We start from the raw sequence: 12,000 nt of genomic DNA, 5'->3' as shown, positions 1-12,000 counted from the left end.
CTTAGTTCATTAATTTAGCATTAAGCCTTGTATAACAAGGCTTAATGCTCATAAGTATCAACTAAAAAGTAAACATGTATTCATTACCAAAACCCTTTGAAATCTGCCCAACCCAACGCTCTATTTGATCTGCCTTCATCACCTTAAAATCCCGCCAGTTATACTTCATCTGCTTCCAAACCATCTCAATTCTATTCAGCTCAGGACTATACGCAGGTAGAAAATACAAAGTCGTTGAATACTCTTGTACAAGAAGCTTGCGCCAATCTACCATCTGTTTGCTGCGATGAATCGAGGCATTGTCAACAATCAACAGCAAAGGAACTTGATAGCTGCGTTTCACCTGTGCTGCTACACCCATCAAATAGGCATAAAACCAGCGACTGTTAACGGATTCCTGTAGGCAACTGGTGATCAGATGACCCGTTGACAGGAGACAACCCATCACATTAACTCGCTTTAGTCTTACAGCATCAACCGCATGAACATCGCCTATCTTTGTCCATGCATAACGGTTGTCAGGCGTAGCCGAAAACCCTGTTTCGTCGACATAGCCCAATACAATTTCACCACGTGCCGCTTGCTCACGTAATGCTTCAATCTGCTGTTGCGCTTGTCCAAATGCGATCGGGTCTCTTTTTTTTCAAGCTGTGACGGGTGCGTTTGAAGACCATACCTGAATCTCGCAAAAACTTGCGAAGAGTTTCAACAGACACGGACACACCGTGTTTTTCATGCAGTTTGACTCGGATCTGTTCTGCATTGAGTGGGCTTGTGTTGACCCACTCTAAGATTTGAGCCTGATAGTTTGAGGTCAAAGTATTGGGACGGCCTGAGCGATGACCTTCTTGAATCGATTCAAACTGATGTAGCTCCCAATGTCGGCGTTGTAGCCTTATGGTTTCCGGGATACGCTCTTGTAACGCAGCAACTTCGGCAACAGTTTTTCCTTCGGAAAGCCAGAGAATGGTTTGGGCACGTTGTCTTTCACGCCAATGTGCTGCATGCTTGGTCAGGAGAATTAGTTGTGCACGCTGTTCTAAGCTGAGTGGGACGGTAACAATCCGTGGCATGTGCAAACATCGTTTAACCAAAAATGTCTTTTCGCATGCTTAGTTGTTTTTGTCAACTTAATGAAATGTGGAAAGGGAAACAAAAATTTGCCGAATTGGAAAAAAAGGTTGATTCAAGAACCCCATTTATTAGAAAAATCCAAACAACATTATGTCGCCATTAGTCGTGATGATAGTCGTTGTTGGTTAATGCCTACAAGTAGAGTAGCTAATAGTGATGAAGGACGTTTATTGTGTGAAGAGGTTGTATAAAATAATGAGTCATCAGATCATTTTTATAATGAGGGTGATGTAGCACAATATTTCAGAGTTAACATTTGCTTGAACCTAGATGAATGGCTTCCCGAATCCATTCATTTCCAAAGTTAATGTGGGTTTAGCTTTAGAGGGAATGTATATCGATTATTGTGGCAAGGATTGGAGTTTCTTAGTCAATATAGTAGGGGTATTTTTTTAATGGTAATATAACATCAAGTATTTTAAATTCCTAAAACGACTATATAAGGCTTAAATCCTTCCAATACAGCATCAGCAACCAATTGATTAAATGCTTCAGTCTTTCCAAAGGCCATCCATTGATCCAAAGCTTCATAGTAGGCAAGACGATTCTCAACTGTAATCACACAAGGTGGATAGCCAGCTTTCATTAACTCTAAATTCATGAGTAGGCGAGAGGTGCGACCATTACCATCAATAAAAGGATGTATGCCTACGAAGTCTGCATGCACTTTTGCTGCTCGTTCAATAGGATGTAATTGGCTAGATTCTGAATTATACCAATCTACGAAGTGAGCCATCTTGTCATTCAGTAAAGTGTAATCGGGCGGCGTGTTAGTAGCACCTGAAATAAGTACATTTTGCTGACGGTATCGACCGGCATTGTCATCATCGATATTTTTTAAAATCAATTGATGAATGTTACGAATTTGCCATTCAGAAAAAGGCTCTTCTTTTTTGATGATATCTTCAACGTAGTAAATCGCATTACGGTGATTAATCGCTTCAAAGTGCTCTCGAAGTGCTTTTCCACCCACAGTAATCCCTTCAAGAACAACTTTTGTTTCGAGTAGAGTAAGTGTATTGCCTTCAATCGCATTGGAGTGGTATGTCCAACGCAGAATCAAATCTTCTTGTAAATTTTTAACGACAGAAGGTGGTAGAGGACGTTGAGCATCAAGTTTATTTTTTAATGAATCGATAGTCTCAAACACGATAGATACTCTGAAAGATTATGAGATAAAAAACGATAATAACTGAATCGAAGTTCTTAAACTATGTAGATTATAAATTTACGAAAACAATCAATCATGCACATCCTTTTTAATTTGCTCACAGTAATCTGCCCATTTCTGCATCATTATTTTTCTCTTTTCTAAATGCTTGGTTCTGTTATAAGCTCGACCATGCATGTCCTTTACCTGATGGGCGAGTTGTTGCTCAATCAGTTCAATTGGAAAGTCCAAAACCTCTTCTAAAATTGTACGTGCGGATGCTCGGAAACCGTGACCGCACGCTTGTTCACTTGTATAGCCTAAGCGGCGTAAAGCTTGGTTAATGGTGTTTTCAGACATCGGTTTTAAGTTTGATGTGGTTGCCGGAAAAACATATTCACTTTTATATCGCGTAATTTGAGCCAGTTCAGATAATAAATGAATGACTTGAGTTGACAGCGGGACAATATGCTGGACACCTGTTTTAGATTTTGTCTTTGGCGGTGTATAGCTCCATAAACCTTGTTCGAGGTCAATATCCTTCCACTGGGCATGTCTGAGCTCTCCGGGGCGAACAAAAACCAGTGGTGCAATACGCAGGGCATAGCGAGTGATTGCAGAACCTTGATAGTAATCGATATCCTGTAGCAGTTGGGCAAAGTCTTTGGGTTCTACCAAAGCCGCCATATGCGTTACTTTAGGTGTTTTTAAAGCGCCTCTTAAGTCTTGAGTGACATCACGTTCACAGAGTCCAATAGAAACTGCATAACGTAATATCTGACCACATTTAACTTTAACTTTTTTGGCTGTCTCTAGTTTTTCTTCTTTTTCATAAATCTGACAAACTTTAAGTATATCTGTTGGTTTAATTTCATGAACAGGAATTAGACCAATATGTTGATTAATGACTTCTAACAAGCTTTGCTGACCTCTAAGCGTAGATTCTGCAAACTCTTGTTTACTCATCCATTCCTTAGTGAGTTCACTGAAAATATTCTTATTTGCATTAAATATCTCATTCTCAATTCTTTTCTTCTCTATATGTGGATCGATATTTTGAGCAAGTAGTGTGCGAGCTTCTTCTCGTTTGATTCGTGCTTGAGCTAAGGTCACATTAGGGTAGGAACCAAAGCTTAATGAGTTCCTTTTCTTGGTATAGGGACGTGAGTAATCAAATCTCCAAGTTTTGTCACCTGTTTTAGAAATGGTTAGAAAAAGACCGTTACCATCAGCTAATTTTTGTATTTGATCCGGATTAGCTTTAGTTGTTTTAATCTTTGTATCTGTAAGAGGTATAACGATTTTTGGCATTTTTACGGTAGAGTTTTTTGCGGTAATACATCTTACCGTAAAAATTACCGCAAAAAAATATAGATTCTAAAAGTAATTTTTAGACTGGAATAGACGGTATTTTTATCAAACCAATGATTTTATTGGTTATTTTATACCTGTATGGATTGGGAAAGTTGAAAATAAACCATAAAATGGTGCGCCCTGCGGGAGTCGAACCCGCGTCGGTCACTTAGGAGGCAACTGCTCTATCCAGTTAAGCTAAGGGCACCATGCGCAGCTAATTTAGCGTAAATACACATAAAAAAAAAGTTATTGTCGAAACAATAACTTTTTAAAAGACAGATCTTTATCGTTTTGCTTAAGATTTATTCAACTTCATTATTTTAAATAAGCCTAACATCACGACAATCCAGATTGGAATCATCAGTACTGACTCTTTAAAGCCTTGCATCCACATAATATAAAGTACGGTTGCAATAAAAATCAGCACTACATAATTACTGATTGGTGCCCAAAGTGCAGGGAACTTGGTTTGAATCGCCGCTTGTTTAATCGCTTGTCTAAATTTCAAATGTGTCAAGGTAATCATGGCCCAGTTCAGTACCAATGCACCCACCACCACATACATCAAATGGCTTAAAGCATCTTCTGGAACAAAATAGTTTAATAGGACACAACCAAAAATTAATAAAGCCGAGAATAAAACTGCTGGAATTGGTACACCTTGTTTATTTACCTGTGTAAATACTTTGGGTGCATTGCCTTGTTGCGCCAAGCCAAAAAGCATACGGCTATTGGCATACATACCACTGTTATAAACAGATAAGGCCGCAGTTAAAATAATAAAATTCAATAAATGTGCTGCCCAGCCAATACCGAGTTGACTAAAAATCATCACAAATGGACTTTTATCTAAACCACCCAAATCAAGCTGATTCCACGGAACCAATGCCAAAAGAATGGTCAGTGATCCGATATAAAACAGCAAAATACGAAACACCACTTGGTTAATCGCTTTCGGAATAGTTTTTTCAGGATCTTTGGCCTCTGCTGCAGCCATCCCAATCAGCTCAATTCCCCCAAATGCGAACATCAGGAAGGCCAGCATATAAAATAAACCTTCAAAGCCATTCGGGAAGAATCCACCATGTGCCCAAAGATTACTAAATGAAGAGGTTGAGTTGGCATCAGCGGTAAGCAATAAATACAAACCGAACACAATCATAGAAACAATTGCCGTGACTTTAATAATGGAAAGCCAGAACTCTGATTCTCCGTAAAATTTCACATTGCCAAGATTGACCAAAGTAATCACAACGAAAAAGAAAAAAACTGACGCCCATGCAGGAATATGCGGCCACCAATAGTTAATATATTTAGCGACGGCTGTCAGCTCGGTCATTGCCACTAAAATATATAAAATCCAATAATTCCAACCTGCTAAAAAGCCTGGAAATTTTCCCCAATATTTAAAAGCAAAATGACTGAATGATCCTGCAACAGGCTCATGTACAATCATTTCACCCAGTTGACGCATGATTAAAAATGCAATCAAACCACCAATGGCATAACCCAAAATGATGGAAGGACCTGCAGATTGAATCACCTGTGCGGAACCTAAGAATAAGCCTGTACCAATTGCGCCGCCCATGGCGATGAGTTGGATATGACGGTTCTTTAAGCCACGCTGAAGTGTAGACGACTCGTTGTTCAAAGTACTCAGCCCGACAATGGATAAGTCGATGATTGTAATAGATTGATTTGTATTAGCCTAGTACAACCCTGCGATGTAAATGATGAACTACACCTTAGCAGTATATAATTTGATAGAATTAACAGTTGAATCAATAGATTAATTTTATTGATCATCTGACTTGTAAGTTATAAAGACTTTTTTCTGCGCCTGAGTGAGCGATTTTTTTTATACTTAAGTCGTGAAGTGAATGTTTTGACTCAAAAAACAGTATGATCAATGAAGCCAACATTCAGCCGATGTTGTTTAAAACAATGATAAGCAGGAAGGATCAATAAAATGAGTTTTGCTCCACAAATTAAAATTCCAGCAACGTATATGCGCGGTGGAACCAGTAAAGGTGTGTTCTTTAAACTGGATGATTTACCATCTGCCGCACAACAGGCCGGAGCTATTCGAGATCAATTGTTATTGCGTGTGATTGGTAGTCCAGATCCCTACGGTAAACAAATTGATGGCATGGGTGGAGCAAGTTCAAGTACCAGTAAAACAGTGATCTTAGCTAAAAGTTCACAGCCCAATCATGATGTAGATTATTTATTTGGTCAGGTGGCGATTGATCGTGCTTTTGTAGACTGGAGTGGAAATTGTGGCAACTTAACTGCGGCGGTTGGGGCATTTGCGATTTCAAATGGCTTGGTCAATGCAGAGCGCATTCCTGAAAATGGGTTATGTACAGTCCGAATCTGGCAAGCCAATATTCAAAAAACAATTATTGCGCATGTTCCGATGAGTCACGGGCAGGTACAGGAAACAGGTGACTTTGAACTTGATGGTGTAACTTTTCCCGCAGCAGAAGTTCAAATTGAATTCCTTGATCCAGCCGATGATGGCGAAGATGGCAGTGCCATGTTCCCCACCGGAAATGTAGTCGATACTTTTAATGTGCCCAATATTGGCACTTTCCAAGCCACTTTTATTAATGCGGGCATTCCGACTATTTTTCTGAATGCGGAAGAAATTGGCTATGCTGGAACAGAATTGCAAGATGTGATTAATGGAAATGCTGAAGCATTGGCACGTTTTGAAACCATTCGTGCGTATGGTGCAAAACAGATGGGTTTAATCGAAGATATTTCCGAAGCCGAGAAACGCCAACACACGCCAAAAATCGCTTTTGTAGCAAAACCAAAAGCCTACATTTCTTCAAGTGGTAAGCAAATTCAAACTGAAGATGTCGATTTGCTGGTTCGTGCTCTCTCAATGGGCAAACTGCATCATGCCATGATGGGTACAGCTGCAGTGGCGATTGGTACAGCTGCAGCTATTCCAGGTACACTGGTAAATTTAGCCGCGGGTGGGGGAGTCCGTGAAGCGGTACGTTTCGGCCATCCTTCAGGTACATTACGTGTTGGTGCACAAGCGGTTCAAGAAAGTGGACAATGGCAAGTTAAAAAAGCAGTCATGAGTCGTAGCGCACGTGTGTTGATGGAAGGTTGGGTACGCATTCCTGAAGAAAGTCTGAACGCATAAACGTGATAGAGAATTTTGTAAGAAACCAGTATCATGAGTCATAAGTTCTCTGTTAGTCACCAGCAGAATAATGCAGATGAAATTCAGCTCATTGAGCAGTATTTCTGTTGGTTTATATCTCTAATCACCAAGTAAAATGTTCGAGGCGAATGTGTCATCTTTAACTGACCTACCTGCTCATGTATTAACTGAAGCACAGCAACGTATTCAACAGGATTTATTGACGGCATTAGAGGCATTTTCTATTCCAGAACCACTGAAAAGTGCGGTACATCATACAGTGATGTTAGGCGGTAAGCGTGTACGTCCAGCACTATGTTATGCCACGGCTGCAATCCAGCAAAATCCGAATTTTGCCGCAGTACGCCGTGCGGCAGTTGCAATTGAAATGATTCATTGCTATTCGCTTGCACATGATGATCTACCGTGTATGGATAATGATTTGCTGCGTCGTGGTCAACCGACTTGTCATGTGGCTTTTGGTGAAGACACTGCCTTGTTGGCGGGTGATATTTTACAGTCAATGGCTTTTGAAATATTAGGCAGTCGTTTGTTTGATCAAGGCCCTATGGTTGATCCATCGATTGTTCTCAAACAGATGCAAATTTTGGCAACGGCCAGTTCAAAAATGGTCTGTGGTCAAGTGTTAGATTTACAGGCAGAAGGCAAACAGATAGATCGACAAGCTTTAGAAAATATTCATCAGAATAAGACGGGTGCACTTATTTCTGCGGCAGTCATGATGGCAGCGGTTACAGTATTTAAAGGAACCGATCCCGCGATTCCGAAACTGAGAGAATATGCGCAAACTATTGGTTTGGCATTTCAGGTTCAAGATGACATTCTAGATATTATTTCAGATACAGCTGTCTTGGGCAAAACGGCAGGGAAAGATCAACAAGTGGAAAAATCTACTTATCCTGCATTAATGGGATTAGAGCAAGCCAGAGTGTATGCGCAAGAGTTGCATCATCAAGCCATGGCTGCTTTGTCATCTTTCAATGATCAAGCGCAGCAGCTGAGTCAGATTACTCAGTTTTTACTGGCGCGTAAAAGCTAAAAAGCATGCAAATACCAAACTAAAGAATGAAAAAAAGAGGACATTAAGTCCTCTTTTTATGCGCTTATTCTAAGATCAAGCTATTGAGCATCTTTGTATAAGCGATCACCTTCGTCGAAACGCGTTGTGATCTCCTCAGATGGTACTTTACCCAATAGGCTCACTACAACAATGGCAATAAGCGAACAAATGAAGCCTGGCACAATTTCATACAACTCCGTTGCACTAAAGAAATTTTTCCAAACAATCACCATAATCGCCCCCACAATCATCCCTGCAAGTGCGCCATTTAAGGTCATGCGGCGCCAAAATAAAGACAAAATAATCAATGGACCAAATGCTGCACCAAAACCTGCCCAAGCGTATGAAACCAAGCCCAATACTTTCGATTCAGGATTACCGGCCATCCAAATTGCAAGCATGGCGATGAGTAACACCATTAAACGACCAATCCAGACCAATTCTTTTTGTGAAGCATTTTTGCGTAAAAATGATTTATAAAAATCTTCGGTTAAGGTACTTGAACAGACCAAAAGTTGACAGCTTAACGTACTCATGACAGCAGCTAAAATGGCCGCCAATACAATCCCTGCAATCCATGGATTAAATAGGATTTTAGTCAGTTCCATAAACACTGTTTCAGGGTTGGCATTGACCACACTGGCGAGCTCTGGATGCTGTTGGAAATAGGCAATTCCAAAGAAACCTGCAGCAACAGCTCCACCCAAGCAAAGAATCATCCAAGTCATGCCAATACGACGTGCATTTGGGATTGATTTAACCGAATCTGCTGCCATAAAGCGAACCAAAATATGCGGTTGACCAAAATAGCCTAAGCCCCAAGCCAATAATGAAATAATCGCAACCACACTTAAATCGCCTATGACATCTGTTGCTTGCGGACGAGCTGCCTCAAGCGCTAAGGTCAATTGATTGATATCTGCAAAGCTTAACACCACCACCACAGGCGTGAGCAACAAAGCAAAAATCATCAGACCTGCTTGAATGGTATCTGTCCAACTGACTGCCAAAAAACCGCCAATAAAAACATAACTAATGGTCGCAATCGCACTGACCCAAAGAGCAGTGCTGTATGACATATCAAACATGCTTTCAAATAAACGTGCGCCTGCAACCATGCCTGAAGCACAATAAATTGCAAAGAAAATGAGGATGATAAAAGCAGATGCGATACGTAATATTTTCTTTTGATCATTAAAACGATTGGAAAAATAATCGGGTAAGGTCAGAGCATTGTGTTGCACTTCAGTATGTACCCGCAAACGTCCAGCGACCAATAACCAGTTTAGCCATGCCCCAATAATGAGGCCAATAGCAATCCACATTTCAGATAGACCTGAAAGATAGATTGCGCCTGGAAGCCCCATAAGCAACCAGCCACTCATATCTGAAGCACCGGCAGAGAGCGCTGTGACAAAACTACCTAAGCGCCGACCTCCCAAAATATAATCAGAGAAATTGGCGGTCGCACGATAGGCCATTAAACCAATGACAATCATGGCGACGATATAAAAAAGAAAGGTAATTAAGGTCGGATCTAGGGAGCTCATACAGTATCCATTTACACGGTGGACAGTAGATCGAAATATAGGGCTTAAAAACTGGCACCTATAATTTCAAAAAAATAACGCGAAATTTAAGCATAATTTCGCAAGGATTGCAGAGTTTTTCGTATTTCAAATAACAATAGACAGCAAAAGCTGTCTATTGAGTACCAATAATTTAGAAGTATTATGGATTACGACCCATCACACCACGAATGGTATTCATGATGTCGGCAGGTAATACCACCGTTTTAGCATTATTGGATTTGGCCATTTCTTGCATGGCTTTCACATATTGCTCACCGAGCAAGTACGCAACAGGAACTTCTTTATCACCGACCGCAGAAGTAATCATTTCAATGGCACGTTGTGATGATTCTGCCAAAACCACTTGAGCTTCAGCATCACGACGTGACGCTTCTAAACGACCATCTGCTTCTAAAATAGCGGCTTGTTTTTCACCATCTGCACGGGTAACTGTGGCACGACGCTGACGCTCAGCGGCAGCTTGTGCTTCCATGGCAGATTGCATGGTACTAGAGGGTTGAATATCTTGGATTTCTACTGTTTTTAAGGTAATACCCCAATCAGAAATATCATCAGAAATAGCTGCTTTTAGTTTGGCTTTAATATGATCACGTGAAGACAAAGCATCATCTAAATCCATTTCACCGACAATTGAACGCAATGAAGTTTGAACCAAATTTTGAATCGCCCATGTATAATTTTCAATACCATAGACTGCTTTTTCTGGCGTCGTGATATTGATATATGCCATGGCATTCATCAGTAAAACAGCGTTATCACGAGTAATCACTTCCTGAGATGGAATATCCATTACAATATCTTTCGTAGTGACTTTATAAGCCACTTCATCGACATAAGGGATGACAAAGTTTAGACCCGGTGTAAGGGTGGTATGGTATTTACCCAAGCGTTGAACAATCCATTTGTATCCTTGCGGAACAATACGAACCCCTTTGAAAATGGTCACGCCAGCAAAAGCCAACAAGGCTAAAACAATAATAAAACCACCAGACATACTCTTTCCTCGCTTTATAAATTTTCGTTATTTGAATTATGTGGTTTAACCACAAGCTCATTGCCTAAAATATCGATTACGCGTACACGATCTCCAACACGAACAGGCTCTAAGCTACGACAATTCCACTCATCTGAGCCTAAAACAGGCATCGGAAAACGTACCGTGGTTAGGTCATGTTCCAGATGAATTTTAATGACCATCCCGACTTGACCGATGGTGGCCTCGCGCGATAAACCTGCTTTGGTTTTGTCGGTTGAAAGTGGCTTAATAAATTTAAACCACAGTAACGTGCACAAAATCGATAAAATAATCCAAGTGACTATTTGGGTGGTAAACCCCATCATTGGAAACAGCCAAAATAAAATACCCACCATGATGGCTGCGATGCCAAACCACAGTGCGGCAAAAGCGGGCAGTACCAATTCTGAGAGAATCAGTAAAATACCCAATACAAACCAATGCCAAGGTTCGAAAGCAAATTCCATACATCTACTCGTGTATTGTAAAAAAATTGATATAGATCAAAAAATGTCTATATCAATTTAGCAGATATATAAGTCTTTGAATATTAAAAAAGCATAATTTTTAGATTTTCGCTTTGGGTGCAGGTTTGAACGCCGCAGGAGACTTTTTAAAATCAGTAATGATTTTTTCGATGGCGCGAATTTTGAGTTGAGCTGCTTTTTCGCCTTCTAAAATAGATTGATTACTGGCTTTTAAATCTAAGGTTCCTAAATGCCCCACTTTAGGTTGAATCACAATCGTTGCTTGTCCAAGCTCTTCGTTAATACTTTGTTGTCCCATAATATTAATGGTTTGATCGAGTAAGCCCCACATGTTGAGTGGTTTATCCCCAACAGGTCGTGCAGAAATATCCACGGCAATGACAATATCCGCCCCCATGGCTTTGGCTGTTTTGACTGGAATAGGGCTAACTAATCCACCATCGACATATTTTGTTCCACCAATCAGCGCTGGTACAAAAACATTAGGAATACTGCATGAAGCACGTACTGCTTGTCCTGCATTGCCCTTTATAAATTCAGCTTTTCGACCATTGTCTAAACGGGTAGCGACTGCAGCAAAACGAATGGGAAATTTTTCAATGGGTTTATTTGCCACATGTGCGTTGACATAATTTTGCAGTTTTTGACCTTGCACAAAGCCTTGACTGTTCAAGGTTAAATCACGAATGTCAGACTCTTTTAAAGTCAGCGCAATTTGTTGAAGTTGAAAAGGTGATTTACCGCTGGCATAAATACTACCGACAAAACTACCAGCACTGGTACCGGTCACAATTTTGGGTTTAATACCATGCGATTCTAGAACTTTGAGCACTCCAATATGTGCAAAACCTTTAGCGCCACCGCCACCCAAAGCAATTGCAATGATAGGTTCACGTGCTTTGATGGTGGTGATTTGGGTCGGTGTTTTAGTGGCTTTATCACAGCCAATAAGACCTAAACCAAGTAGGCCGATTAAACAATATCGTGCAAGTTTCATATGAGAATTGAAGATTAAATAGAC

At 40.5% G+C, this 12,000-nt stretch carries 11 protein-coding genes and 1 tRNA gene; 2 read left to right on the top strand and 10 right to left on the bottom strand.

Annotated features, from left to right (window positions below; genetic code table 11):
- Positions 1-61 precede the first annotated feature (61 nt).
- From H0S58_RS10050 to H0S58_RS10025, 6 genes are all read right to left on the bottom strand, one after another.
- Complete coding sequence (locus H0S58_RS10050) at positions 62-601, bottom strand: IS630 family transposase (protein ID WP_265088242.1); 540 nt, start codon at positions 599-601, stop codon at positions 62-64.
- On the bottom strand, positions 597-1,073 hold the full coding sequence (locus H0S58_RS10045; RefSeq protein WP_004677047.1) for a helix-turn-helix domain-containing protein: 477 nt from the start codon (positions 1,071-1,073) through the stop codon (positions 597-599). Before H0S58_RS10045 ends, H0S58_RS10050 begins: the two co-directional genes overlap by 5 nt.
- A gap of 479 nt (positions 1,074-1,552) precedes the next feature.
- A complete protein-coding gene (locus tag H0S58_RS10040) occupies positions 1,553-2,284 on the bottom strand; it encodes a Fic family protein (protein WP_195726436.1) in 732 nt (243 codons plus the stop codon).
- Positions 2,285-2,374: 90 nt separating this feature from the next.
- Complete coding sequence (locus H0S58_RS10035) at positions 2,375-3,595, bottom strand: tyrosine-type recombinase/integrase (RefSeq protein WP_195726435.1); 1,221 nt, start codon at positions 3,593-3,595, stop codon at positions 2,375-2,377.
- A gap of 174 nt (positions 3,596-3,769) precedes the next feature.
- Positions 3,770-3,845, bottom strand: a tRNA-Arg gene (locus tag H0S58_RS10030).
- Positions 3,846-3,935: 90 nt separating this feature from the next.
- Complete coding sequence (locus H0S58_RS10025; protein WP_053579769.1) at positions 3,936-5,291, bottom strand: amino acid permease; 1,356 nt, start codon at positions 5,289-5,291, stop codon at positions 3,936-3,938.
- 318 nt (positions 5,292-5,609) lie between these two features.
- Between H0S58_RS10025 and prpF the strand changes: the two genes are divergently transcribed.
- Both prpF and H0S58_RS10015 read left to right on the top strand, forming a co-directional pair.
- Positions 5,610-6,803, top strand: a complete 1,194-nt coding sequence (gene prpF / locus H0S58_RS10020) for a 2-methylaconitate cis-trans isomerase PrpF (RefSeq protein ID WP_195726434.1) — start codon at positions 5,610-5,612, stop codon at positions 6,801-6,803.
- Positions 6,804-6,954: 151 nt separating this feature from the next.
- Positions 6,955-7,863: a polyprenyl synthetase family protein gene (locus tag H0S58_RS10015; RefSeq protein ID WP_195726433.1), complete on the top strand. Its 909-nt coding sequence runs from the start codon at positions 6,955-6,957 to the stop codon at positions 7,861-7,863.
- An 80-nt stretch (positions 7,864-7,943) separates the two neighbouring features.
- On the opposite strand, the gene putP is transcribed toward H0S58_RS10015, so the two are convergent.
- From putP to H0S58_RS09995, 4 genes are all read right to left on the bottom strand, one after another.
- Positions 7,944-9,434 carry a sodium/proline symporter PutP gene (gene putP, locus H0S58_RS10010; RefSeq protein WP_195726432.1) on the bottom strand — a complete coding sequence of 497 codons (1,491 nt, stop codon included), beginning with the start codon at positions 9,432-9,434 and terminating at the stop codon, positions 7,944-7,946.
- 181 nt (positions 9,435-9,615) lie between these two features.
- Complete coding sequence (locus H0S58_RS10005) at positions 9,616-10,470, bottom strand: SPFH domain-containing protein (protein ID WP_053579772.1); 855 nt, start codon at positions 10,468-10,470, stop codon at positions 9,616-9,618.
- A 14-nt stretch (positions 10,471-10,484) separates the two neighbouring features.
- A complete protein-coding gene (locus tag H0S58_RS10000) occupies positions 10,485-10,958 on the bottom strand; it encodes an NfeD family protein (protein ID WP_092719542.1) in 474 nt (157 codons plus the stop codon).
- 100 nt (positions 10,959-11,058) lie between these two features.
- Complete coding sequence (locus tag H0S58_RS09995; RefSeq protein ID WP_195726431.1) at positions 11,059-11,976, bottom strand: patatin-like phospholipase family protein; 918 nt, start codon at positions 11,974-11,976, stop codon at positions 11,059-11,061.
- Positions 11,977-12,000 lie beyond the last annotated feature (24 nt).

Source organism: Acinetobacter sp. TTH0-4, assembly GCF_015602665.1.
Lineage (GTDB): Bacteria > Pseudomonadota > Gammaproteobacteria > Pseudomonadales > Moraxellaceae > Acinetobacter > Acinetobacter albensis.
This window is presented reverse-complemented; position numbering and strand designations above follow the sequence as displayed.